Here is a 26005-nt window from a genome sequence, read left to right as displayed (position 1 = left end):
GCGGCGGGGCGCGACTCCTACCGATCGGTAACACAACTCTAGCCCCTGTTACTGGCCGGTAACCACCGTGGTCGCCCTGTCGGCTCGGTCACAGAACGCGCGGATGGCCAGGAACAGCCCGAACCCGAACGGGGACAGGATGATCGTGAACGCCAGGAGCGGGCCCATGAGCAGCGGGTGCAGCCCCAGGCGGCGGCCTTCCCGGTGCATCCACGCCCCGATCAGCAGGTCCCACGCGATCACCTGCGCCCAGATCGCGGAGGCGCCCCAGGGCGTGCCCAGGAACTCCCTCAGTGTGCCCAGGTCCGGACTGCTCATCGTCGCCCAGAGTTCCGGCAGGTGTGCGGCGACGAGGATCGTGTAGACGATCAGCGGGGGCACCGCGATCAGCGGGGACGATGTGATCCGGGTGGTCAGCGGGGACGTCGGGGCGAAGATCATCAAACCCCAGAACGGCACGGTGAGCCAGAACGTGATCTGGAACAGGAACCCGGTCATGCCGGCACCGCCTCCGTGGTCTCGGTCTTGTTCAGGGTCCGCGCCACCACCGCGGCGGTCCACGTCGCCACGGCCAGCGCGCCCAGTGCGGTGAGCAGGTCCGGGCGCAGCAGCGGCTGTCCGCGCAGTGCCTGCCACGTGACCAGGGCCATCAGGCCCGCGTAGCCGATGGTGACGCCCCAGACCAGCTTCGTGGTCGCACGTCGGCGGAACAGCATCACGGCCAGCGGGACGACCTGGAGGGCGTGGATGCCGACGAAGTGCGGGATTCGCAGGTCACCGCCCGTGGTGCTCCACCCCGTCAACGCCATCTGCGGGCCGCCGTCCGGCACGCCGACGCTGTGCGCGCCCACGATGCCGGCGGCGACGTCGTCGTCGGTGCGCTGCCCGGTCATGAGGATGCCGAGGGCGAGGCCGATGAGCGCGAGGAACAGGCCGAGTCGGATCGCGAGACCGGCCGTGCGGTCGTTGAACCTGGTGAACAGCAACGCCACCGCGATCGCGGCGTGCATGATCCAGAGGGTCAGGATGCTGTAGGTCATGATGTCCCACAGGAGCTTGTCGAACGGCGTGGCGATGTTGAAGTGGCTCCGGGTGCCCCGGACGACCTGTCCCACGATGACCGCCATCTCGATGGTCCCCGTGAGTGCGACCACGGTGCCCGCCCACCGGGTGGTGCGGCGGAACCGGGTGGTCAGGGTGAGCATCCAGGCGAGGGTGACGCCGTAGAGACCGAGGGAGACGGCGAACTTGAACGGCTTGAACCAGATCGGCGACCCGACCAGAATCCGGTCGTCGAAGATCAGACCGCCCAGTGATACCAGGGCTGTGATCCCCATGAGCAGGGAGAACAACATCAGCGGCGGGTGTGGCCGGAGGAAGCGGGTCATCGACTACTCCTAGAATGGATAGCAGAACTTTCTACTATCGGTTAGCTACAGTATCCATACTGAGGGCTGTCTTAGGAAGGGGCGCGCGCCGTGCGCATCGCCGAATTGAGTCGTCGCAGTGGCGTGCCCGTGCCGACGATCAAGTACTACCTGCGGGAAGGCCTGCTGCCGGCCGGTGAGCTGACCAGCCCCAACCAGGCCCGGTACGCCGAAGTCCACCTGCACCGGCTGCGGCTCGTGCGGGCCATGGTGGAGCTGGGCGGGCTGTCGATCTCGGCCGTGCGGGACGTGCTGGGGGCGTTGGACGATCCGGAGAAGTCCCTGCACAAGGCGATGGGCACGATCTCGGCCGCGGTGGCGCCGCCGGACCTGGGCGTTGCGGACGAGGTGGCGCAGCAGCAGGTCGAGGCGTTCCTGGACCGGCAGGGGTGGGTGTGCCGGCCGAAGTCGTACGGGTACAAGGCGCTGGTCGGCGTGCTGGCCACGGCGCGGGAGGTCGGGCACGAGCGGTTCGCGGACCTGCTGGACGGGCTCGCGCGGGCCGCGTGGCCGTTGGCCGAGGCCGATCTGGACTACGTGCTGAGCGCGGGGAGCACGGACGAGGCGCTGGAAGGCGTCATCGTGGGGACCGTGCTGGGTGACGCCGCCATGGCGGCGGTGCGCGTGCTGGCCCGCCGTGAGCTCTCAGGACGCCGTGACGCCGCGCTGTCCGACCTGGGGTCGAACGCTCCCGACCCCGACCCCCCGAAGCCCTGAGCGTTCAACTCAGGCCTCCTGAACGTAGGACACGCGCGTTCTGAACGTTGGACACGCGCGAGAGTCGAACGCTCAGGTACCCCGAGCTCAACGCTCAGGACGGAGGTGTGCGCGTCCTGAGCGTTGAACTCACGGGTCCTGAGCGTTCGACTCTCGGGGTCTGGGGGGTTCGACTCTTGTGGGGTTGGGGTTAGGAGGGGGTGGGGGTTAGGGCGGTGGAGAGGACCTCGGCGGTCAGGTTGATCTGCCAGTTTCGGGCGCCGGCTTCGCGTAGGGCTGTGGCGATGCCTTCGGGGGAGATGTCTGCTGGGGGTTGCCAGCAGGTGCGCCGGACGAGGTCGGGGAGGAGGAGGTTCTCGACTGGGAGGGTGTTGGCCTCGGCGACTGCGGTCAACGCGGTCCGGGCGGCTGCTAGGCGGGCTGCTGCCGCAGGGTCCTTGTCGGCCCAGCGGTTGGCGGGGGGCGGGCCGTCGTGTTGCTGTGACGGCTCGGGCAGCTCGGTCCGGGGTAGGGCCGCGGCCCGTTGCAACGCGCCCAGCCACACGCCGACCATGCGGCGTTGCGCCCGTCCTCGGAACACCGGCAGCGCCGATAGGGCCGCCTCGTCGGCGGGGCCGCGCACGGCGGCCTCGACCAGCGCGGAATCGGGCAGCACTCGGCCGGGGGCGATATCGCGTTCCCGGGCCAGCGCGTCACGCGCCTCCCACAGCGCCCGCACCGCGGCCAGCTGCCGGGGACTGCGGATCCGGTGGATTCCGGACGTGCGGCGCCACGGCTCCGCACGCGGACGCGGCAGGGGGGCAGTGCGGGCGGCCTCGAACTCTTCGAGCGCCCACTCCAACTTCCCCTGCCGCTTGAGCTCCTGTTCGAGCACGTCACGCAGCTCGATCAGCAGTTCGACGTCGAGGGCGGCGTAGTTGAGCCAGTCGGCGGGAAGGGGGCGGCGCGACCAGTCGGCCGCACCGTGCCCCTTCTCCAACCGGTAGCCCAACAACCGCTCGACGAGTGTGCCCAGCGCCACCCGCTCGAATCCGGCCAGCCTGCCCGCCAGCTCGGTGTCGAACAGCACGCTCGGACGCAGGCCGAGTTCGGCGAGACACGGCAGGTCTTGCGACGCCGCGTGCAACACCCACTCGGTCCCGTCCAGCGCCTCGACCAGCGGGTCGATTCGACCGCCCAGGGCGATCGGGTCGACCAGCACGGTCCCGGCGCCTTCCCGGCGCAGTTGCACCAGGTAAGCGCGTTGCGAGTAGCGGTATCCCGAGGCTCGCTCGGTGTCCACCGCAACCGGACCCGTCGCTCCGGCGAGCGCATCAGCGGCACGCCGGAGCGACGATGCGTCGGCGACGACAGGCGGAACACCGTCAGCGGGTTCCACCAGCGGCACCGGATCAGCACCGGTTGGTTCGGTTGGCTCGTCGGAGGGTACGTCCACGGCGGAAGACCCTACGACGAACGCACCACTCGCGGGTGTGTTCGGCCGGTTCAGTGTGCCGACCTGGTCAGCGGATCACGCCGGCACGCATGGCCAGCGCGACCATCTGAGCCCGATCCCCGGTGCCCAGCTTGCGCCCGATCCGCGACAGGTGGGACTTCACCGTCAGCGCGGAAAGGCTGAGCGCTTCGCCGATTTCCTTGTTGCTCTGGCCATCGGCGACCAGCTGGAGGACCTCGACCTCACGCGCGGACAACTCCCGCGGCGTGTTGTCGGTGCCCGGCACCCTCGTGCCCGCGGCGAGCACGGGCGCAACGCTCGGATCTGCGTAGACGCCGCCGTCGAGGACCCTGCGCACCCCGTCGGTGACCACCATCGGAGAGGCGGACTTCAGCAGGTACGCCTGAGCGCCCGCTTGGAAGGCCGACCTGACCGCGTAGGGGTCGTCGGAGGACGCGAGGACCACGATGCGGGGCCAGCCCTGGGCACGGAGTTCCGTGACCAGGTCGATGCCGGTGCCATCCGGCAGACCCAGATCGAGGATCGCGAGGTCGCACGGTCCGGTAGCGAGTGCCCGCGCCCGAGCCTCCGCGACCGAAGCCGCCTCATGCACTGTCCCGGCTCCCATCTGGGTGAGCCGAGCCGATATCGCCTCCCTCAGCAGTGGGTGGTCGTCGACCACCAGCACTGAAAAAAGCTCCTCCCGCGGGTGCGGGACCATGTTCGCCGGCAACGAGCCGGCTGGCGTGGTACGAACGGCCTGACCTAAGCCGACGGCAGCCACGTCACTACCTCCCTGGAGTCGGTCGTGCCCCCCGACCGGCACCGGGACTTTCGGCCAATCAGCCGCGCCACTGATGGACCGAAAGTGGTGTCGTCTGGGGCAGCGTAGCCGCCCAAGCGGGTCTACGGGACGATCAATCGGGTATCTATCCCGAATGAGTTGTCACTGATGGCCCCCGTTGTCACACGATCGGATGACAACTGGATAGGTCGCGTAACGCGAGCGGTTCTCACGACGACATCAAGGAGTTGCGGGTGGCGAGCACCACAGGTCGAGTCCGGGGCGAGGAACTGCTGGCCCGGGCGCCACTCGTCGACGGACACAACGATCTGCCATGGGCGTTGCGTGATCTCCTCACGGCGGGGCAATTCGGTGAAAAGTCAACGCCCGGTGATCCCGGCGCGGCGGTCTCGGTCGTCGACCTGACGACGCACCAGCCCGCGTTGCAGACCGATCTGGTGCGGGCACGCGACGGCCGGTTGGGGATGCAGTTCTGGTCCGTCTGGGTCCCCTGCCGACTGGCAGGTGACGCAGCGGTCACCGCCGTCCTGGAGCAAGTGGAGTTGGTCCACGCACTCGCCGAGCGTTACCCCGACCACCTGCGGATCGCGACCACCGCAGACGAGGCCGAACGGGCGTTCCAGGACGGGCGGATAGCTTCCCTGATCGGCGCGGAGGGCGGACACAGCATCAACGGCTCGCTGGGCGTGCTGCGCGCGCTGAGGCGGCTCGGCGTGCGGTACATGACGCTCACGCACAACGAGAACACCGAGTGGGCCGATTCGGCGACCGACGAACCCGTGCACGGCGGCTTGTCGCCGTTCGGGCGGGACGTGGTGCGGGAGATGAACCGGATCGGGATGCTGGTCGACCTGTCCCACGTGGCGGCCACCACCATGCGGGACGCCCTTGAGGTGACAACGCGGCCGGTGGTGTTCAGCCACTCGTCGTGCCGGGCCGTCGCCGATCACCCGCGCAACGTGCCGGACGACGTGTTGACGCAGCTCAAGGACAACGGCGGGGTGTGCATGGTGACGTTCGTGCCGCACTTCGTGTCCCAGCCGTACGCCGAGTGGGACGCCCGCCTCAAGGACGCGATGGACGCGGCGGGGGAGAGCCACAACGACCTCGACGCCCGGCACCGGTTCATCGACTCGTGGGCGGACGGCGGCCCGACACCGCACGTGACCATGGATGACGTGGTCCTGCACCTGGAGCACGCCCGTGAGGTGGCCGGCATCGACCACATCGGGCTCGGTGGCGACTACGACGGGACGCGCAGCCTGCCGGAAGGCATGGAGGACGTCTCCTGCTACCCGACCCTGATCGGCACCCTGCTTGACCGCGGGTGGAGCGAGGACGACTGCGCCAAGCTCGCCGGCCGCAACATCCTCCGCGTCCTCCGCGACAACGACTGACCCGCCGACAACGCCGGACCGCCGACAACGACTGACCCGCTGACGACGCGGGGCCGCTGACGACGCCGGACCGGTCGCCTTGAGTGCTTGCTTCGCAGGGGTCCCCGCCAGGGGACCCCTGTCTTGATCATGCCGGCGAGGGGCGACAGATTCGCGCGATCCGGCGCTGCCTGTGGACAACTTGCCGGGGATGGATAACTGGCAGGTGGGGCGAGGTGCGGCGGTGCGAGACGCTTCGCCTGCAGGGCGGCAGGGCGGCAGGGCGGCAGGGTCGGTGGTGGCGAGGCATTGCGCTGCGGACTGCGGCGACAGGCACGGTGCGGGGTGTGCAGCGCGGTTCGGCGGCCGTGCGGCGGAGCCTGGCGGGGGGCAGGGCTTGGCGGTGGGGCAGGGCCTGGCCGTGCGGCAGAGGCTGGTGGCGTGGGGTGAGGCCTGGTGGGTCAGTGGAGGGTGGAGACGCCTACCGGGGGGAGGCCTACGGCGGTGGCCATGACGTCGAAGAAGGCGGTGCCGTGGGTGGCCAGTTCGGCGGTCCGGGCGGTCCAGGAGGCGCGTAGTTCGAGGTCGTCGGTGCGGGCGGGGCCGGCTATGTCGCCGAAGCGGGCCGACGAGGTCTGGGTGACGGTGCCGCCCAGGGCCAGGAACTCTGCGCCGGACACCTCCAGCGCCTCCACCAGCCACGACCAACCCACCTCGGGGAGCAGGGGGTCGGCGGCCAGTTCGGCGTCCAACTCCACCCGCACGTACGCGACCAGCCGGAACACGCCCGACCACGCCTCGACCCCGTCGGGGTCGTGCAGCAGCACCAGCCGTCCGGTGGACAGCTCGTCGGCGGGCCCCGTGACCTCCGCGGTCAACGCGAAGGACCAAGGCGCAAGCCGCTGCGGCGGGCGCACCTCGGTCAACTCCAGTTCGGGTCGGGTTCGCACCGACCGGAGCGTCGCCACCGCCCGCTGGAACAGTTCGGGCTCCGTCACACCACGGACTGTAGGCCCCAAAACCTCGGAAAGTGAGCGCGGCACGCCGCACCGGAAGATGCCGTCCGCCCGACACGTGGGACGATGGCGGACGAGATGAACGACAACACGGAAGCCCCGTTGCTCGTCGCCGCACGTGGCGGCCGGCCCTCGCGGACCCCGGTCTGGTTCATGCGCCAGGCGGGCCGCTCCCTGCCGGAGTACCGCAAGCTGCGCGAAGGCACCGCGATGCTGGACGCCTGCATGGACCCGGAGATGGTCTGTGAGATCACCATGCAGCCGGTCCGCCGCCACGACGTGGACGGCGCGATCCTCTTCTCCGACATCGTCGTCCCGCTCAAGGCCGCGGGCATCGACCTGGACATCGTGCCGGGCACCGGCCCGGTCGTGGCCAAACCGATCGCGACGGTGTCCGACGTCAACGCCATCCCCGAGCTGCACGAGGAGCAGGTGCGGCCGGTGGTCGAGGCGATCGGGCTGCTGAACGCCGAACTCGGCGACGTGCCGCTGATCGGCTTCGCCGGCGCGCCGTTCACCCTGGCCTCCTACCTGGTCGAGGGCGGCCCGAGCAAGAACCACGAGCGCACCAAGGCGCTCATGCACGGCAACCCCGAGATGTGGCACGCGCTGCTCGACCGGCTGGCCGCCATCACCGCCGAGTTCCTGCGGGTGCAGGTCAACGCGGGTGTGAAGGCGGTCCAGCTGTTCGACTCGTGGGCGGGCGCGCTGTCCGAGCGCGACTACCGCGAGTTCGTCCTGCCGCACTCCACCAGGGTGCTCCAGAGCATCCACGGTGTGCCGCGCATCCACTTCGGCGTCGGCACCGGCGAGCTGCTGCCCGCGATGCGCGAGGCCGGCGCGGATGTGGTGGGCGTCGACTGGCGCACGCCGCTGGACGTGGCCGTCGAACGACTGCGCAAAGCCGCGCCCGACCTGCCGCTGCCGGTGGTCCAGGGCAACCTGGACCCGGCGCTGCTGTTCGCGGGCCTGCCCGCGTTGGAACGCGAGATCGACCGGATCAAGCGCGAGGGCGAGGCCGCCGCCGGCCACATCTTCAACCTCGGTCACGGCGTGCTGCCCGACACCGATCCGGACATGATCACCCGGGCCGTCGAGATGGTGCACAAGACGCGATGAGGGCGCTGCGGGTCGCGGTGGTCGGCGGCGGGATCTCCGGTCTGGCCGCCGCGCACCGGCTGCGCCACCTGCTCGGACCGTCGGCCGAGATCACCGTGGTCGAGCAGGCCGGCCGGCTGGGCGGCAAGCTGCGCACGGTCGAGGTCGGCGGGCGCGCCTACGACGTGGGCGCGGAGGCGTTCCTGCACCGCCGCCCCGAGGCCGCCGAACTGGTCGCCGAACTGGGCCTGGCCGACAAGCTGGTGCACCCGACGAAGGCACCGGCGAGCATCCGTGCCGCCGGTGACACCCGGCCCATCCCCGCGCACACCCTGATGGGTGTCCCCGCGTCGGTGGAAGCGGTCCGCCAGGTCCTGTCGCACGAGGGCCTGCGCCGGGTCGCCGCCGAACCCGACCTGCCGCCGATCCGACTGGACGGCGCGGACGTCGCCGTGGGCGCCCTGCTGGCCGAACGGTTCGGCCCCGAGGTGGGGGACCGCCTGGTCGGGCCGCTGCTGGGCGGTGTCTACGCGGGCCGCACCGAAGTCCTCGGCCTGCGCGCGACCATGCCGCAGCTGGCCACCGCCCTGGACTCGGGCGTCGGCTCGCTGCTGGCCGCCGCCGCGACCACGATGCCCGCACCACCCCAATCGAGGGTCACCCGACCGCCGGTCTTCGGCACGCTCCGCGACGGCCTCTCGGTGCTGGTCGAACGGCTGGCCGAGGTGACGGCGCCCGAGATCAGGCTCGGCCTGCCGGTGCGCGCCCTGATCCGCCGCGACCACGGCTGGCGGCTGGAGATCGGCTCCGCCGCCGCGCCGGAACACCTGGACGTGGACGGCGTGGTGCTCGCCGTGCCCGCGCCCGCCGCGCGCAAGCTGCTCGCCGACGTCGTGCCCGCCGCGTCCCGCCGCTACGCCGAGGTCGAGGTGGCGTCGATGGCGGTGGTGGCGCTGGCGCTGCCGCCCGGCACCGAGCTGCCCGAGCGTTCCGGCGTGCTGCTGGCCGAGGGCGAGCGCGCACCGGACGGCGTGCCGTTCACCGCGAAGGCGTTCACCTTCTCCAGCCGCAAGTGGGCGCACCTGGCCGGTGAGCCGGTGCTGGTGCGCGGCAGCGTCGGCAGGCACGGCGAGGCGCACCTGCTGCAGCGCGACGACGACGAGCTGATCGAGGCGGTCCGGCACGACCTGGCGCAGCTGACCGGGCTCACGGCCGAGCCGATCGACACCGCGGTCACCCGTTGGGGCGGCGGCCTGCCGCAGTACGGCGTGGGCCACCTGGACGTCGTGCGGGCCATCGAGGACGCGGTCGCCGAGGTGCCCGGCCTGGCCGTGGCGGGCGCGACGCTGCACGGCGTCGGCATCCCCGCGTGCATCGCGACGGCGGACGCCGCGGCGGCCCGTGTCGCCGCTCACGTGCTCGGCCAAATCAGGCTCGACTGAGTGCGCCGAGCGAGACGGGTGAGAGGATTAGGGGCATGGCCCGCCTGAACTACACCGAGCTGAACGACACCATCCGCTACACCATGTGGTCGGTCTTCCGGGTCGAACCCGGTCGCCTGCCCGACGACCGCGGCCCGGCCGCGTCCGAGGCGCAGGAGTACCTGGACGGCCTGGAGTCCAAGGGCGTCGTGGTGCGCGGTGTGTACGACGTGGCGGGTCTGCGCGCGGACGCCGACTTCATGATCTGGTGGCACTCCGAGGAGATCGAGCAGGTCCAGCAGGCCTACACCGGTTTCCGCCGCACCGCCGTCGGCCGCGCGTCCACCCCGGTGTGGAGCCAGGTCGCGCTGCACCGGCCCGCGGAGTTCAACCGCAGCCACATCCCGGCGTTCCTAGCCGGCGAGGACCCGCGCAAGTACATCTGCGTGTACCCGTTCGTGCGGTCCTACGAGTGGTACCTGCTGCCCGACGAGGACCGCCGCCGCATGCTCGCCGATCACGGCAAGGAGGCGCGGGACTACCCGGACGTGCGGGCGAACACGGTCGCGTCGTTCGCGCTCGGCGACTACGAGTGGATGCTGGCGTTCGAGGCCGACGAGCTGCACCGCATCGTGGACCTGATGCGGCACCTGCGCGGCACCGAGGCGCGCCGGCACGTGCGCGAGGAGACCCCGTTCTACACCGGCACCCGGGTCGCGGCCGCCGAGCTGGTCACGAACCTGCCGTAAAGGTCTTCCGCGAAGACTCGTGGTGACACGGGAGGAGGGGCGTCCGTCCACTGTGGACGCCCCTCCTCGTCGGTCCGCTACTTCGTGAGCTGGTAAGCGCGGATCACCGAGTGCTCGAACGTGTTGCCCTTGCTGTCCGAGCCCTTCGCGCGCAGTGAGGCGTAGCCGCCCGGCTCGCCGGTGTTGCGCACGAACGCCGCGCCGCCGACGACGGGCACCTTGGACCACGTCTTGCCGTCGTCGAAGGACACGTCGATCTCGACCTTGCGGACGCGTCCGTTGTCGGCGCCCTGCTGCTGTGCCACGGTGAGCGGGATGCGCAGCACGCGGCCGGCGGGGGTGCCGCCGTTGGCGTCGAGCTTGGGCGTGAACCGGACCACCGAGATCGGCAGCTTGCGGCTCTGGTCCGCGGGCGCGGTGTCCGAGCGGAACGTCCACGTGCCGCTCACCCGGGACGAGAAGTCGGAGATGCCCGGCTTCCGGACGAAGTCCACCTCGGCCCGGTAGCGGGCCGCGCCGCCAGGCACGGTGAACTCCCCGTACGGCGTCGTGGTCTCGTCGATCTTCTGCCCGTCCCGGTACAGCGTGGTGCGGGCGGAGGAGTAGGCGGACCCGCCGAGGTTGTTCGCGGCGTCGGTGAGCAACGGCACGTTCACCTGGATCAGGTCACCGGTCCGGCTCAGGTACTCGAACCGGGACGGCGGCAGGCCGGGGCCGAACACCGGGAAGTTGATCCGCTCCTCGGCCCGGCCACCGGCCCGGTAAGCCCGGTCCGGCGTCGTCAGGTTCGAGACGATGTCGAACTCGCCCTGGATCTGGAGCAGTGACCAGCTCCACTTGACGCCGTCGGCGACGGTCACGCGGTCGACCGCCTCACCGCCCGGCCGCACCGGGAACAGCACGGCCCAGCCGCCGGAGCCGTCCGGTCCGACGGGGTTGCCGCCGTGGACGAACTCGTCCGCGGCCGGGCCGGGGCCGAACTTCGTCCGCACCTCGGCCAGGTCGCCCTTGGCGGGCGCACGGGTGAAGCCGGTGGGCACCTTGCCGTACTCGATCCACGCGAACCGGTAGTTCACCGGGGTCTCGCCGATCGGCTTGCCTTCGAGCTGGGTCCCGATCACGACGTTGAACTGGTCCGCGGGCAGCGTCGGGCCGAGGTGGCCGACCGTCAGGCTGTCGGGGAACCCGTCGAGGAACGCCACGCCGAAGCCGATCGGCCGGTCCCCGGACGTGCGGTTGAGGCCGATGTCGCCGATCACCGCCACCGCGTCCGGGTCAGGTGCGGTGATCTTGACCGGTGCGGCGGTGCGGGCGTCGAACGTCAGGGTGGCGTCCTGGGTGACGGTCAGCTTCGGCTGCGCCAGCACGGTGATCTGGAAGTCGGTCTCGTCGCCGGTCAGGACATCGGCGTAGACCATGTACTCGCCCTTGGGCAGCCGGGTGGTGGCGCTGTTGTCGGTGTCTTCGAGGAACGTGAACGTGTTGTTGTCCACGCCCATCACGACACCGCTGTAGAAGAAGGGCGCCTGGCCGTTGGCGTCGAGGAAGTTCGCGGTGATGTCGTAGCTCTCGACCTCGCGGTCGACGCTCACCGGCGTGCGCAGGGTGTCGCCGGCGACGACGACGCCGGAGAACACGCCGTCCGTCGTGCCGGCCTTGGTGTCCGCGGTGATGGCCACCTTGGCTTCGCCGCCGGCGGGGATGGTGACGGTCGCTGGGCTGACGGTGAACATGCCCGCGGGTGCGGGCTTGCCGTCCGGGCCCTTGGCGTCGAGGGACACCGGAAGCGTGACCGGCTCGGTGCCGCTGTTGTGGTAGGTCAACTCCTTGGTGACCGGGGTGTCGTCGGTGTGCGGCCACTTCTGGAGGCCCATCGCCAGGCTGGCGGGCTCGGTGGTGACCGTGGTGGTGATGGCCTTGCCCAGGTCGACGCGGCCGGTGCCCTGGTCGAACGCGGTCAGCGCCGGGTTCGACTTGGCGGAGGCCATGAGCGCGGCCTTGATCTGCGTGCCGGTCCAGTCGGGGTGCTGCTGCGCGATGAGCGCCGCCGCGCCCGCGACGTGCGGGGTCGCCATGGACGTGCCGGACAGCGCCACGTGGTTCTCGTCCACGGGCGTGCCGATGCTGCCGGTGGCGGCCTTCGCCGCGACGATGTCCACGCCGGGTGCGGTGACGTCGGGCTTGACCGCGCCGTCGCCGATCCTCGGGCCGCGGCTGGAGAAGAACGCGATGCTGTCGTCCCGGTTCACCGCGCCGACGGTGAGCGCGGCGTCCGCGCTACCGGGCGAGCCGACCGTGCCGGGACGGCCGGAGTTGCCCGCCGCGATCACGAACAGGGTGCCGCTCTGGGCGGACAGGGTGTTGACGGCTTCTTCCAGCGGGTCGATCTCGGGGGAGTCGCTGCCACCGAGGCTGAGGTTGACCACGTCGGCGCCTTGTTCGACGGCCCACTGCATGCCGCCGAGGATCCAGGACTCCGCGCAGCCGTAGAGGATGCACACCTTGCCGTCGAGGATCTGCGCGTCCGGCGCGACGCCCTTGTACTTGGCCCCGGCGCTGGCGATGGTGGAGGCGACGTGCGTGCCGTGGCCGTCCACGTCGGTGGCGTCGGGGTCCTCGGTGAAGTTCTGCTCGGCGACCTCCTTGCCCGCGAGGTCGGGGTGCGCGCCGTCCACGCCGCCGTCGAGCACGGCGACCTTGACGCCCTGACCGGTGTAGCCGGCCTGCCAGGCGGTGGGTGCGCCGATCTGCGCGGTGGAGCGGTCGAGGCTCGGCTGGCGCAGGCCGTCGAGCCAGACCTTCTTCACGCCGGGGTCGTTCACCAGGGCATGGAACGCCGTGGCGGCTTCGGTTTTCGCGGTCCGCGCGGCCACCGCGTTCACGGCGGGCAACTCGCGCGTGACGTGCGTGCCGGCGGCCCTCACCTGCGCGTTGCCCTGCTGGGTCACGATGAGCGGCAGGGTGTCGCGCTTGGCGTCGTCGTAGCCGGATTCCACCAGCCCGGTGACGTCGAACAGGCGCAGGTCGAGTTTGCCCTTGGCGACGGCGCTCACCGCGTCGCTCGGGATGACGTACAGGTCGCCGTCCCGGTGGAACTTGTGGAAGCGGACGCCTTCGCGTCCGGGGCCGGCCTTGATCGAGCCGGACGTGGCGCCGGTGAGCACCACCCGGTCACCGGTGATCAGGGTGACGGTCGGTCCGACACCGGTGCCGTCCTGCCGCTGCGGTGCGTCCGGCGCGGCGGTGGAAACCCCCGATGCCGCGCCGGCGGCGAGTACTGCCGCCACGGCGGCGGCTCCCCAGGTGATCCCGCGTTTTCTTGATCTTGCCGTCAACACAGATACCTCCCGAATCTGGTTGTCGCGCTGTGGAAACGCGCAGTCGGAAGGCACCGCGGACTCACGGTCGCGGCGGTGAACCGGAATAACGGAGGCCCCCCAACGACTTCGACGCTATCCACCCGCCAGGGTGAGGTCAGCGTCCCTTTGTGGGGAGTTGACCACCCGAATAGCCGATCCGTCGGTTACTGACCGTCGTTGATCGGCGAGATGGGGCATCCGTGTGAGCGAATGCCCCATCTCGTCACACGATCTTGTAAGCGCGGATCACCGAGTGCTCGAACGTGTTGCCCTTGCTGTCCGAGCCCTTCGCGCGCAGTGAGGCGTAACCGGGCTGCGCGGTGTTGCGCACGAACGCCGCGCCGCCGACGACGGGCACCTTGGACCACGTCTTGCCGTCGTCGAAGGACACGTCGATCTCGACCTTGCGGACGCGTCCGTTGTCGGCGCCCTGCTGCTGTGCCACGGTGAGCGGGATGCGCAGCACGCGGCCGGCGCGGGTGCCGCCGTTGGCGTCGAGCTCGGGCGTGAACCGGACCACCGAGATCGGCAGCTTGCGGCTCTGCTCACCGGGAACGGTGTCCGAGCGGAACGTCCACGCGCCGGTGACGCGTGAGGTGAACTCGGAGACGCCCGGCGCGCGGACGAAGTCCAGTTCGGCCCGGTAGCCGGCCGCGCCGGCGGGCACGGTGAACCGCCCGCCGGGGTTCGTGGTCTCGCCGATCTTCTGCCCGTCCCGGTAGAGCGTGGTGCGGGCGGAGGAGTAGGCGGACCCGCCGAGGTTGTTCGCGCCGTCGTTCACCAGCGGCACGAACACCTGGATCACGTCGCCGAGCCGGCCCAGGTACTCGTACCGGGACGCCGGCAGGCCGGGGCCGAACACCGGGAAGTTGAACCGCTCCTCGTAGGTGCGGCCCTTGAGGTAGGACCGTTCGTCGATCGAGTAGTCGGCCTTGCCGGACATGCCCTCGCTCTGCGACATCAACCAGTGCCACCGGACGTCGTCGGCGGTGACGTAGTCGACCGCCTCGTCGCCGCCCGGCACGGGGAGCAGCGCACCCCAGGTGAAGCGCTCGTCGGGGGTGATCGGGGCGGCGCCGAGCATGAACTCGTGGCCGGCCGGAGCGGGACCGATCTTCGTCCGCACCTCGGCCAGGTCGCGCGTGGTGGGCGTGCGGGTGAAACCGGTGGGCACCCGGCCGTGCTCCAGCCACGCGAACCGGTAGTTGACGGGGGTCGTGCCGATCGGCGTGCCCTGCGCTTGGGACGCGATCAGGACGGCGAGCTCGTCTTCCGGCAGGGTCGGGCCGACGTGGCCGAGCGTCATGCCCTCGGGGAACCCGCCGAAGAACGGCATCCCGAACATGGTGCTCGCGCCCTGGTAGGTGCGGACGATGCTGAACTCGGCGATCACCGGCACCGCGCCGGGACCCGGTGCGGTGATCTTGAACGATTGGGCGGTGCGGGCGTCGAAGGTGAGCGCGGCCGTGCCGGTCACGGTGAGGCTGGGCTGCACCAGCACGGCGTTCCGGCCTTCCTGCGGGTCGCCGGTCACGATGTCGGCGTAGACCATGTACTCGCCCTTGGGCAGCCGGGTGGTGGCGCTGTTGTCGGTGTCTTCGAGGAACGTGAACGTGTTGTTGTCCACGCCCATCACCATGCCGCTGTACCGAGTGGGCGCCTGGCCGTTGGCGTCGAGGAAGGTCGCGGTGATGTCGTAGCTCTCGACCTCGCGGTCGACGCTCACGGGCGTGCGCACGACGTCACCGGCGACCACGGCTCCGGCGAACAGGCCGTCGACCGTGCCGGCCTTGGTGTTCGCGGTGACGGTCACCTTGGCTTCGCCGCCGGCGGGGATGGTGACGGTCGCTGGGCTGACGGTGAACATGCCTGCGGGTGCGGGCTTGCCGTCCGGGCCCTTGGCGTCGAGGGACACCGGAAGCGTGACCGGCTCGGTGCCGCTGTTGTGGTAGGTGAGTTCCTTGGTGACCGGGGTGTCGTCGTCGTGCGGCCACTGCTGGAAGCCCAGGACCAGGCTGGCGGGCTCGGTGGTGACCGTGGTGGTGATGGCCTTCGCCAGGTCGACGCGGCCGGTGCCCTGGTCGAACGCGGTTAGCGCGGGGTTGTTCTTCGCCGACGCCATGAGCGCGGCCTTGATCTGCGCGCCGGTCCAGTCGGGGTGCTGCTGTGCGATCAGTGCCGCCGCACCCGCGACGTGCGGCGTGGCCATCGAGGTGCCGGACAGCGCCACGTGGTTGTCGTCGACCGGGGTGCCGACCTGGCCGGTGCTCGACTTGGCCGCGACGATGTCCACGCCGGGTGCGGTGATGTCCGGCTTGACGGCGCCGTCGCCGACGCGCGGACCGCGGCTGGAGAAGGACGCGATGCTGTCGTCCCGGTTCACCGCGCCGACGGTGAGCGCGGCGTCCGCGCTGCCCGGTGAACCGACCGTGCCGGGTCCGCCGGAGTTGCCCGCCGCGATGACGAACAGGGTGCCGCTCTGGGCGGACAGGGTGTTGACGGCTTCTTCCAGCGGGTCGATCTCCGGTGAGTCGGTGCCACCGAGGCTGAGGTTGACCACGTCGGCGCCCTGGTCGACGGCCCACTGCATGCCGCCGAGAATCGAGGACTCCGCGCAGCCCTGGTCGATGCACACCTTGCCGTCGAGGATCTGCGCGTCCGGCGCGACGCCCTTGTACTTGGCGTCGGAGCCGGCGATGGTCGCGGCGACGTGGGTGCCATGACCGACCACGTCGGCGCTGTCCGGGTCGGTGGTGAAGTTCTGCTGGGCGATTTCCTTGCCGACCAGGTCGGGGTGCTTGTCGTCCACACCGGTGTCCAGCACGGCCACCTTCACGCCCTGGCCGGTGTAACCGGCCTGCCAGGCGGTGGGGGCACCGATCTGGGCGGTGGAGCGGTCGAGACTGGGGCGGCGCACGCCGTCGAGCCAGACCTTCTTCACGCCGGGGTCGTTCAGCAGGGTCTGGAACGCCGTGGCGGCTTCGGTTTTCGCGGTCCGCGCGGCTACCGCGTTCACGGCGGGTAACGCGCGCGTGACCTGGGTCCCGGATGACCGGAGTGACGCGTGACCGTGCTGCGTGACGACGAGCGGCAGGGTGTCGCGCTTGGCGTCGTCGTAGCCGGCCTCGACCAGCCCGGTCACGTCGAACAGCCGCAGGTCCAGTTTGCCGTTCGCGACCGCCTTGACGGCGTCACGCGGGATGACGTGCAGCCGACCGTCGCGGTGGAACGTGTGGAAGCCGATGTCCGCGCGTCCGGGGCCGGCCTTGATCGAGCCGAACCTGGCGCCGTTGAGCACGACCTGGTCACCGGTGATCAGGGTGACGGTCGATCCCGCCGCGTTCGGTGCGTTCGGCGCCGCGCCGGCCACCCCCGTGGCGGTGGCGGCGGTCAGTACGGCGGCGGCCAACGTGACTACGGCGGCTAAAGCGGCTCTACTCGAACTCGCGGTCAACACGGATACCTCCCGAATCTGGTTGTGCGCGGTGGAAAACGCGCAGTCGGAAGGCACCGCTGACCCACGGCGGCGGCGATGAACCAGAAGTGACGAAGCCCCCCAACGACTTCGACGCTATCCAGCCATCAGGGTGAGGTCAGCGTCTCTTTGAGCGCAGTTCCTTCACCTGAACGGGTTAAGCGACGGCTACTGTCGGTGCGTTGTTGGTGCGGATGGGGTGCCCGCGTCGGCACGCGGGCACCCCATCCGGTCAGGCGATCTTGTAGGCGTGGATCACGGTCTGCTCGAAGGTGTTGCCCTTGCGGTCGGAGCCTGTGACGCGCAGCGAGGCGTGCCCGGCGGTGGTGGGGTTGCGGACGAACGCGGTGCGGCCGACCATCGGCGTCTTCGACCACGTCTTGCCGTCGTCGAAGGACACTTCCACCTGGACCCGGTCGACCCGGCCGTTGTCCGCGCCCTCCTGCTGCTCGACCACGAGCGGTACGCGCAGCACCCGTCCGGCGGGTGCGGCGCCGTTGGCGTCGAGGGTCGGCGTGAACCGGACCACGGTCAACGGCAGCGGCGCGAACCGGTCACCCGGCACGGTGTCGGAGCGGAACGTCCACGCACCGCTGATCCTGGTGGTGAACTCCGAGACTCCCGGCGCGCGTACGGCTTCCGTTTCCAGTCGGAAGTCGGCCGGGCCGGGCGGCACGGTGGCCTGCACGCGACCCGGTTGGCCGGCCGCGGCCACCTCGACCCCGTTGCGCAGCAACGTGGTCCGGGCTGACACGGTCGCCGACGCGCCCCGGTTGCCTTCCCGGTCGCCGAACAGCGGTAGCCGGAAGTCGACCACGTCACCCCGCCTGGCCAGGTACGGGAACTCGGTGGCGGGCAGGCTCGGCCCGAACACCGGGTAGTTGAACCGCTCCCGGTACGTGCGGCCCGCCTGGAGCGTGCGCTGTGGTGAGCCGAACTCGGTTTCGAGCACGTCGCCCTGGAACTGCGAGGGCGACCACAACCACCGCAGGTTCGGCCCGGCGGTGGCGTAGTCGATCGACTTGCCCGGCGCGGTCACGGGGGTGTCCACGCCGAGTCCGCCGATGCCCTCGGGCGTGATCGGGTAGCCGGCGTAGCCGTACCGCTTGCCCGCCGGGCCCGCACCGAAGTCCGACCGCACCTCGGCCAACTCGCGCTTGGTGGGCGCGCGGACCAGCCCGGTGGGCACCTTGCCGCGTCCCACCCACGTGAACCGGTACGTCACCGGGGTCGTGCCGACCGGCGTGCCGAACGCCTGCTCTCCCAGCATGGCGGACATGTCGGCCGCGGGCAGTTCGGGACCGAGGTGCGCGGTCGACACGGTGGCCAGACCACCGACGTACGCCGAGCCGACAGCGGTCACGAGCTCGCCCCCGAGGCTGCGGCTGATGAGGATGTCGCCGACCACCGGCTCCGCCTCCGGGTCCGGGAACTTGATCGACACAGGCTTGGCCGCCCGGGCGTCGACGGTGACCGTGGCGTCGCCGGTGACGTGCAGGTTCGGGTACGGCAGCACCGCGGTGGCGTCGTCGGTCAAGATCTCGGAGTGGACGAAGTACCGGCCCTTGGGCAGCCGGGCGACGGCTTTGCCGTCCGCACTGCGCGGGAACACGACCTTGTCGTTGTCCAGGCCGATGATGAGCCCGAAGTTCGTGGTCGACGGCCGACCGGCCGCGTCCACGAAGTCGAACGTGACGTCGTAGCTCTCGACCTCGCGGTTGACGCCCACCGGCACGCGCAGCTCGACGCCACCACCGGAGGCGACGACCGTGCCGCTGTACGCGCCGTCGACCGCCGCCGCCCCGGTGTCGGCGGTGACGGTGGCCTTGGCTTCACCACCCGCCGGCACGGTGACCGTGGTGGGGCTGACGGTGAACACGCCGGCCGGCACCGGCGCGCCACCGGGGCCCTTGGCGTCGATGGTGAGGTTGAGCGTGACCGGCTGCGCGCCGGCGTTGCGGACGGCGAACTCCTTGCTGACCGGGGTGTCGTCGTCGTGCGGCCACTGCTGGAAGCCCAACGCCAGGCTCGGCGGGTCGGCGGTGACCGTGGTGGTGATGGCCCGCGCCAGGTCGACGCGGCCGGTGCCCTGGTCGAACGCGGTCAGCGCGGGGTTGTTCTTCGCCGACGCCATGAGCGCGGCCTTGATCTGCGCGCCGGTCCACTCCGGGTGCTGCTGCACGATGAGCGCCGCCGCACCTGCGGTGTGGGGCGTGGCCATGGACGTGCCGGAGATCGCCACGTGGTTCTCGCCGACGGGCGTGCCGATCTGGCCGGTGCTGGACTTGGCCGCGACGATGTCCACACCCGGCGCGGTGACGTCCGGCCTGGGCGCGCCGTCGCCGACGCGCGGGCCACGGCTGGAGAAGGACGCGATGCTCTCGTCCCGTTCGACCGCGCCCACGGCGAGCGCGGCGTCCGCACTGGCCGGCGAGCTCAACGTCTCGGGCGAGCCGGAGTTGCCCGCCGCGATGACGAACAGCGTGCCGGTCTGCGCGGACAGCGTCTCGACGGCCTGTTCCAGCGGGTCGACCTCCGGGGTGTCCGCGCCGCCGAGACTCATGTTCACCACGTCGGCGCCCTGGTCGGCGGCCCACTGCATACCGTCGAGAATCCACGATTCCGCGCAGCCGTAGGTGACGCAGACCTTGCCGTCGAGGATCTGCGCGTCCGGCGCGACACCCCGGTACTGCGCGCCGGAGCTGGCGACTGTGGCGGCGACGTGCGTGCCGTGGCCGACGCCGTCGGTGTTGTCCGGGTCGTCGGTGAAGTTCTTCTCCGCGACCTCCCGGCCCGCCAGGTCCGGGTGGCCCTGGTCCACACCGGTGTCCAGCACGGCCACCTTCACGCCCTGGCCGGTGTACCCGGCCTGCCAGGCGGTGGGTGCGCCGATCTGGGCGGTGCTGCGGTCCAGGCTCGGGCGGCGGATGCCGTCCAGCCAGATCTTGTCCACGTTCGGGTCGTTGAGCAGGGATTCGTAGGCCGTGTCGGACTTGGCGGCTTGTGCCGCGACGGCTCCGATGGTGGGTAGCGCGCGGGTGATCCGGACGCCCTGTGGTTGGCCGGTGATGATCAGCGGAACGTTGTCGCGCCCGGCGTCGTCGTAGCCCGCGTCCACGAGCCCGGTGACGTCGAACAGGCGCAGGTCCAGCTTGCCGTCGGCGAGCGGCCCGGCCGCGTCGCGCGGGATGACGTGCAGGTGGCCGTTGCGCAGGAAGCGGTGGAACGAGACGTTCTTGCGGTCCCGGCCCGGCGTGACGGAGACGAGCGAGTCGCCCCTGACGACGACCTTGTCACCGGTGATCAGGGTGACGGTGTGGCGGTCGCCGTCCGAGCGGCTCGGTGGTGCGGGTGACGCAGTAGCCGTGGCAGTGGCGGTGCCGGTGGCGAGTCCGGCCGCCAATAACGCGGCCCCCCACGCGACTCCACGCCTCCGTGCTCTGGCATTCAACGCAGATACCTCCCGAATCTGGTTGTGCGCGCTGCGGAACGCGCTGCCGGGAGGCACGGTGGAGTAGCGGCGTGAGCATGAAGTGACGGCCCCCCGACACCTGGACGCTATCCACCTCCGGGCGCGGATTCAGCGGCCCAACGTGGTGCTTATGCACGGCCGGGTAGCGCAACCGACGTTGCTCGCCGACACTTCAAGTGATCTTGCGAAACGGGAGAGGGACACCCGCTTCGCGCGGGTGCCCCTCTCGGCCAGGCATCAGGTCAGGTGATCTTGTACGCCCGGATCACGGTGTGCTCCAAGGCGTTGCCGTTGCTGTCCGTCGCCTTCACCCGCACCGAGCCGTACCCGGCCGCGTCGGGGTTGGCGATCGTGGCCACGCCGGCGGCCACGGGCACCGGCGTCCACGTGGTGCCATCGTCGAACGACACCTCGACGTCGATCCGGTCCACCCGCCCGTTGGACGCGCCCTCCTGCTGCTGCACGGTCAGCGGCACGCGCAGCACCCGGCCCTTCGGCGCCGAACCCGCCGCGTCCAGCTCCGGCGTGAACCGGACCACCGACAACGGCAGCGGCACGTACTCGTCGCCGGTCGCCGTGTCGGAGCGGAACGTCCACGCGGCGCTCACCTTCGTGGCGAACTCCGACGCGCCCGCCGCCCGCACCGCGTCGGTCTCCACCCGATAGGCCGCCGCGCCCGCAGGCACCTCGAACAGCCCGTTGCCCGCGTACATCGTCTCGCCGACCACGGTTCCGTTGCGCAGCAACGCGGTCCGGGCCGAGGAGACCGCCGAGTTGCCGCCGTTGCCCGCCCGGTCGGTGAACAGCGGCAACGCGAAGCTGATGTCGTCACCGTTGCGCGCCAGGTACGGCGACCTCGACTCGGGCAGCGCGGGCGAGAACACCGGGTCGTTGAACCGCTCGTCGTGCGACCCGCCCCGCTGGTAGGTGCGCTCCGGTGAGGTCAGCGTCGTCTCGACGGCGCCGTCCGCGCCGAACTGGAGGAAACCCCACGACCAGGCCAGATCCGTGGTGACCCGGCTGATCGCCTCACCCGGCGACGTCACGTCCGGCAGCCACGCCCAGCCGCCGACGCCGCTCGCGGTGATCGGGTTGCCGCCGTGGCCGAACTTCCGACCCGTCGGTCCTGGGCCGAACTTCGTGCGCACCTCGGCCAGATCGGCCGCGGCCGGCTCGCGCACGAACCCGGTCGGCAGCTTGCCCTGCTGCGACCAGGCGAACCGGTAGGTGACCGGCTTGTCGCCGTCCGGCGCGGCGCGGAACTGAGCGCCGAGCAACGCGGTCACGTCACCGGCGGCCAGTTCGGGGCCGACGTGCGCGATGGACACGTCCGGGCCGAACCCGCCGAGGAACGCGGTGCTCACGCTGGCCTGCCGGTCACCGTGGTTGCGCACCACCGTGACATCGCCCAACGCCTCCTCGGCAGCGGGGTCCGGCGCGGTGATCTTCAACGGCTTGGCCGTGCGGGCGTCGAGCGTCACCGTGGTGTCCGCGTTGACAGTCAGACCGGGCCGGGGCAGCAGCGCCAGCGCCGTGTTGTCGGTCTGCACGTCGGAGCTGGTGAAGTAGTCGCCCTTGGGCAGCCGCAGGGTGAACGAGCCGTCGGCGTCGTAGGGGAAGACGAACGTGCTGTTGCTCAGCCCGATGATCGACGTGTAGTAGTCGGCCGCGGGCGCGCCCGAGCCGTCCAGGAAGTCGAACTTCACGTCGTAGCTCTCCACCTCCCGGTTCACGCTGAGCGCGGTGCGCAACGGCGTCGGCCCGCCGGTGGCGACCACCGATCCGACGTACAGACCGTCCGCCGAGCCGAGCCGGGTGTCCGCGGTGACCGTGGCCGCCGCCTCACCGCCGGCCGGGACGGTCACCTTCGCCGGGGACACGCCGATCAGGCCGGTGGGCGTGCCGCCGCCGTCGGGACCCTTCACGTCGGTGCTCAGCGTCAGCGTGATCGGCGCGGTGCCGTCGTTGCGGTAGGTGACCGTCTTCGCGATCGGGGTGTCGTCGTTGTGCGGCCACTTCTGCAGGCCCATCGCCAGGCTGGCCGGCTCCGCGGTGACCGTGGTGGTGATCGCCTCGGCCAGGTCCACCCGACCCGCGCCCTGGTCGAACGCGGTCAGCGCCGGGTTGTTCTTCGCCGACGCCACCAGCGCCGCCTTGATCTGCGCGCCCGACCAGTCCGGGTGCTGCTGCGCGATCACGGCCGCCGCGCCCGCCACGTGCGGGGTGGCCATCGACGTGCCGGACATGGCCACGTGACCGTCGCCGACCGGCGTGCCGACGGTGCCGCTGCTCGACTTCGCGGCCACGATGTCCACGCCCGGCGCGGTGATGTCCGGCTTGACCGCGCCGTCGCCCACGCGTGGCCCGCGGCTGGAGAACGGCGCGATGCCGTCCTGCCGGTCCACCGCGCCCACGGTCAGCGCGGCGTCGGCGCTGCCGGGGGAGCTGATCGTCTCCGGCCGGGAGTTGTTGCCCGCGGCGATCACGAACAGCACGCCGGTCTGCGCGGACAGCGTGTTGACCGCCTCCTCCAGCGGGTCGATCTCGGCCGTGTCACCGCCGCCCAGGCTCAGGTTGATGACGTCCGCGCCCTGCTCGGCGGCCCACTGCATACCCGCCACGATCGCCGACTCCTGGCAGCCCGCGGACACGCACACCTTGGCGTCCAACAGATCCGCGTCCGGCGCGACGCCCTTGTACTTGGCGCCGGAACCGGCGATGGTCGCGGCGACGTGCGTGCCGTGGCCGACGCCGTCGGTGTTGTCCGGGTCGTCGGTGAAGTTCTTCTCCGCGACCTCGTGGCCCGCCAGATCCGGGTGGGCCTGGTCGATGCCGGTGTCCAGCACGGCCACCTTCACACCCTTGCCGGTGTGCCCGGCCTGCCACGCGGTCGGCGCGCCGATCTGGGCGGTGGACCTGTCCAAGCTCGGCTGGCGCAACCCGTCCAGCCACACCTTGCGCACGCTCGCCCTCGACACGAGCGTGCGCCAGGTGTCCGTCGCCTCGGACTTGACCACTTGAGCGGCGTACGAACCGACCGCGGGTAACGGTTGGCCGACGCGCAGACCGGCTGTCGCCGGTTCCCCGTCACCGGTCACGATCAGCGGCAGGGTGTCGCGGCGGGCGTCGTCGTAGCCGGCTTCGATCAGGCCGGTGACGTCGAACAACCTGGGGTCGAGCCGGCCCTGGGAGACGGCTTTCGCCGCGTCGCGCGGCACGACGTGCAGGTGCCCGTCACGCCGGTAGCTGTGGAACACCGTGCGTTCTCGTCCCGGCGCGGCGATCAGGGTGTTCACCTCGTCGCCGAGCAGCACCACCTTGTCGCCGGTGATCAGGGTGACCTCGTGGTGCTGCTCACCGCCTGGCGTCGCCGGGACGTCCTCCGCTCCCGACACCCCCGGACTGCTCGCGGTGAGACCGGCCGCGACCAGCACGGCCCCCCACGTCATGCGTTTGCGCTTCAACTCTGTCGAACCTCCCGGTGAGGTGCCGCGCATGGCGGGACGCGGCCGGAAGGGCGTGGCTACCCGCGGTTGCGGCGGATGTACCGGGAGCGACGTTGCCCTGGACTCCACCGACGCTAGAGGGTCCGGGGGAGGCGGACAGCCGCTGATTGGTCGGTCCGTTCTTGACCAATTCAGCCGAGTAAACGGTTACCTACCGTTCGGTGACTGCGCCGTCGGCACCAACTGAGATACCTGCCTGCGGCCCACCCGCTGGGCAGTTCGGACCGTTCGGGTAGACCATCTCGGGGCTCAGTGGAATCTTGCGGTCCACCAGCACAGATCCGGATTGGTCCAGTAGTCGCAGAGTCGCCGTGACGGGCTTGGCGGGCAGCTCCGGGAGGCTTGCGAACCCGTTGGTCCCTTCGGTCGGCTCGACGCTCGCGCTGCACGAGTCGTCCGGGGCGGTGCCGGTGCAGGTGGTCGCGGCGACCTCGCTCGACGGGTACAGCTTCAGCGTGGGGGTTGCACAGGTGGTGTCCCAGCAAACCTCGATCGTCCCGGAAGTCACATCGGGGTGTGCCACGTCCACGCTCACACCGACGGGGGTGCCGATCGTCGTGCACTGCACGCCGTCACCCGCGTTCATCGCGCCGCACGCCGTGGCCAGCAACAGCACGCCCAACGGCCACGTTCGTCTCCACATGCTCCCGGGACGGAACGAGGGCCCGATCAGGTTGCCCGCTGCCACCAACGCTTCTTCTTCGGCGGGGTCAGGTGGTTGTTGGCGACGGCCCACTCGGCGAACCGGGCGGCGTCCTCGCGGAAGCGCGTGCCGACCTCTTTGGGGTGGGTCCTCGCGTAGGCGTCGAACAATGACCGGAACCGCTCGCCCAGCTCGGCGGCCACATCGGGGCGCAACATCTCCACGATTCCGCGCCGTTTGTTGAGCAGGGCGCGTTTCTCAATACGCACCCGGTCCTCGTCGAACCCCTTGGGTGTCGCGCCATCGGCCAGCAGCGCCCGCAACAGCTCCGCCTGAGCCGCACCCAGCCGGTCGCGCTGGGGCTGGGTCATCCCAACACCGCCCGGATCGCGGCCAACTCGCCGGCCAGTTCGGCGTCGGCCGGGTAGTCGTCGTCGCGCTCCAGCAGCACGCCCGGCGGGTCGACGCGGGCGCGCAGCTGTGCGAGGACGTCCAGCACTTCGGGGATCACGGCGTGGGCGTGCGTGTCGTGGTAGACGCCTTGGTGCTCTTCGCCGCCCGCGACGTGGACGTAGGCGAGGCGTTCCAGCGGGATTTCGTCGAGGAAGCGGGCCACGTCGGTGCCGAGGTTGCGGGCGTTGGCGTAGAGGTTGGCGACGTCGATGAGGAGGTGGCAGTCGGTGCGGTCGACCAGTTCGGCGAGGAACTGGCCTTCGGTCAGCTCACCGTCCGGCCACTCCAGCAGTGCCGCCACGTTCTCCAGCGCGAGCGGGACCGGTAGATCCCGTTGTGCGGCCTTGACGTTGGCGACGAGGACGTCCAGCGCGTCGCGGGTGCGGGGGAGCGGCATGAGATGCCCGGAATCGAGCCCGCCCGCGTGCACGAAGCAGACGTGATCGCTGACCAGCGGGGCATCGAGCGCTTCAGCGAGCGCGCCAAGGTGCGCAACCTTCTCGGCGTCCACCCGCTCCGCCCCACCCAACGAAAGCGAGACCGCGTGCGGAAGCACCGGAACGCCGCGTTCACGCAGCAGCAGGATGGACTCCGGCAAGTGCGCGACGTGCAGGTTCTCCGCGACGACCTCCACGAAATCCACACCAGTCAGCCGCTCGACAGTGAGATCAATCTCCGGCCGCCAGCCGATACCAACACCCAACTTCTCCACCGAGTCACCCACCTTCCCCGCTGCTATCGTTGATCTTCACGTTGATCTACCGATCACAGCACCTCGCAACACGATCGGGTGATCATGACCCGACAACCTACAGAAACGCCGTTATTTTTTAGCCGAAACGTCGGTTGAAACGAAGAGGAGCCCCCGCCAACCCCACCGATCCACCACGACCCCCACCCCCCCCGAGCCACCACCCCCCAACCACCCCCCGCCGCCCCCCCCCCAGCTGCCCCCGCCCCGCCCCCCGCACCCGCCACCCCCCCCCCCCCCCCACCCCCCCCCCCCCCCCCCCCCCCCCCCCCCCCCCCCCCCCCCCCCCCCCCCCCCCCCCC

The 26005-nt window shown here is 70.8% G+C and carries 17 protein-coding genes; 5 read left to right on the top strand and 12 right to left on the bottom strand.

The genetic code is table 11. The annotated features are described in order from the left end of the window. Positions 1-48 precede the first annotated feature (48 nt). Complete coding sequence (locus ALI22I_RS04275) at positions 49-498, bottom strand: ABA4-like family protein (protein ID WP_077004239.1); 450 nt, start codon at positions 496-498, stop codon at positions 49-51. Continuing rightward, positions 495-1388 carry a hypothetical protein gene (locus ALI22I_RS04270; RefSeq protein ID WP_077004238.1) on the bottom strand — a complete coding sequence of 298 codons (894 nt, stop codon included), beginning with the start codon at positions 1386-1388 and terminating at the stop codon, positions 495-497. The genes ALI22I_RS04275 and ALI22I_RS04270 overlap by 4 nt, the downstream gene beginning before the upstream one ends. 90 nt (positions 1389-1478) lie before the next feature. Here ALI22I_RS04270 and ALI22I_RS04265 point away from each other — a divergent pair, with 90 nt between their 5' ends. Further along, a complete protein-coding gene (locus tag ALI22I_RS04265) occupies positions 1479-2144 on the top strand; it encodes a MerR family transcriptional regulator (protein WP_077004237.1) in 666 nt (221 codons plus the stop codon). A gap of 190 nt (positions 2145-2334) precedes the next feature. On the opposite strand, the gene ALI22I_RS04260 is transcribed toward ALI22I_RS04265, so the two are convergent. Next, positions 2335-3579 (bottom strand): ribonuclease D, encoded by a 1245-nt coding sequence (locus ALI22I_RS04260; RefSeq protein ID WP_077004236.1) that lies wholly within the window; start codon positions 3577-3579, stop codon positions 2335-2337. 67 nt (positions 3580-3646) lie between these two features. After that, positions 3647-4363: a response regulator gene (locus ALI22I_RS04255; protein ID WP_015099292.1), complete on the bottom strand. Its 717-nt coding sequence runs from the start codon at positions 4361-4363 to the stop codon at positions 3647-3649. Positions 4364-4617: 254 nt separating this feature from the next. Here ALI22I_RS04255 and ALI22I_RS04250 point away from each other — a divergent pair, with 254 nt between their 5' ends. After that, entirely contained in the window at positions 4618-5781 is a 1164-nt protein-coding gene (locus tag ALI22I_RS04250; protein WP_077004235.1) for a dipeptidase, read from the top strand. Between the two features lie 440 nt (positions 5782-6221). Here the strand turns inward: ALI22I_RS04250 and ALI22I_RS04245 are convergent, their stop codons facing one another. Further along, positions 6222-6758 carry a DUF3000 domain-containing protein gene (locus ALI22I_RS04245; protein ID WP_077004234.1) on the bottom strand — a complete coding sequence of 179 codons (537 nt, stop codon included), beginning with the start codon at positions 6756-6758 and terminating at the stop codon, positions 6222-6224. 84 nt (positions 6759-6842) lie between these two features. Here ALI22I_RS04245 and hemE point away from each other — a divergent pair, with 84 nt between their 5' ends. Genes hemE through hemQ form a run of 3 tightly spaced genes read left to right on the top strand, consistent with a single transcriptional unit; the run spans position 6843 to position 10044 of the window. Next, positions 6843-7895: a uroporphyrinogen decarboxylase gene (gene hemE, locus ALI22I_RS04240; protein ID WP_077004233.1), complete on the top strand. Its 1053-nt coding sequence runs from the start codon at positions 6843-6845 to the stop codon at positions 7893-7895. Continuing rightward, positions 7892-9316, top strand: a complete 1425-nt coding sequence (gene hemG / locus ALI22I_RS04235; RefSeq protein WP_083751408.1) for a protoporphyrinogen oxidase — start codon at positions 7892-7894, stop codon at positions 9314-9316. The genes hemE and hemG overlap by 4 nt, the downstream gene beginning before the upstream one ends. Before the next feature lie 35 nt (positions 9317-9351). Next, positions 9352-10044 (top strand): hydrogen peroxide-dependent heme synthase, encoded by a 693-nt coding sequence (gene hemQ, locus ALI22I_RS04230; RefSeq protein WP_077004232.1) that lies wholly within the window; start codon positions 9352-9354, stop codon positions 10042-10044. Between the two features lie 77 nt (positions 10045-10121). Here the strand turns inward: hemQ and ALI22I_RS04225 are convergent, their stop codons facing one another. From ALI22I_RS04225 to ALI22I_RS04195, 7 genes are all read right to left on the bottom strand, one after another. After that, positions 10122-13331, bottom strand: a complete 3210-nt coding sequence (locus tag ALI22I_RS04225; protein WP_238598077.1) for a S8 family serine peptidase — start codon at positions 13329-13331, stop codon at positions 10122-10124. A 295-nt stretch (positions 13332-13626) separates the two neighbouring features. Further along, positions 13627-16860 carry a S8 family serine peptidase gene (locus ALI22I_RS04220; RefSeq protein ID WP_443216889.1) on the bottom strand — a complete coding sequence of 1078 codons (3234 nt, stop codon included), beginning with the start codon at positions 16858-16860 and terminating at the stop codon, positions 13627-13629. Positions 16861-17110: 250 nt separating this feature from the next. Beyond that, complete coding sequence (locus tag ALI22I_RS04215) at positions 17111-20281, bottom strand: S8 family serine peptidase (protein ID WP_077004231.1); 3171 nt, start codon at positions 20279-20281, stop codon at positions 17111-17113. 311 nt (positions 20282-20592) lie between these two features. Beyond that, on the bottom strand, positions 20593-23814 hold the full coding sequence (locus tag ALI22I_RS04210; protein WP_238598075.1) for a S8 family serine peptidase: 3222 nt from the start codon (positions 23812-23814) through the stop codon (positions 20593-20595). A gap of 193 nt (positions 23815-24007) precedes the next feature. Continuing rightward, complete coding sequence (locus tag ALI22I_RS04205; protein WP_077004269.1) at positions 24008-24499, bottom strand: hypothetical protein; 492 nt, start codon at positions 24497-24499, stop codon at positions 24008-24010. Between the two features lie 26 nt (positions 24500-24525). Next, entirely contained in the window at positions 24526-24870 is a 345-nt protein-coding gene (locus ALI22I_RS04200; RefSeq protein ID WP_077004229.1) for a hypothetical protein, read from the bottom strand. Then, a complete protein-coding gene (locus ALI22I_RS04195) occupies positions 24867-25664 on the bottom strand; it encodes a DUF692 domain-containing protein (RefSeq protein ID WP_077004268.1) in 798 nt (265 codons plus the stop codon). The genes ALI22I_RS04200 and ALI22I_RS04195 overlap by 4 nt, the downstream gene beginning before the upstream one ends. Positions 25665-26005: the final 341 nt, after the last annotated feature.

The sequence above is a fragment of the Saccharothrix sp. ALI-22-I genome (genome assembly GCF_001984175.1).
In the GTDB taxonomy this organism is placed as follows: Bacteria; Actinomycetota; Actinomycetes; order Mycobacteriales; family Pseudonocardiaceae; genus Actinosynnema.
This window is presented reverse-complemented; position numbering and strand designations above follow the sequence as displayed.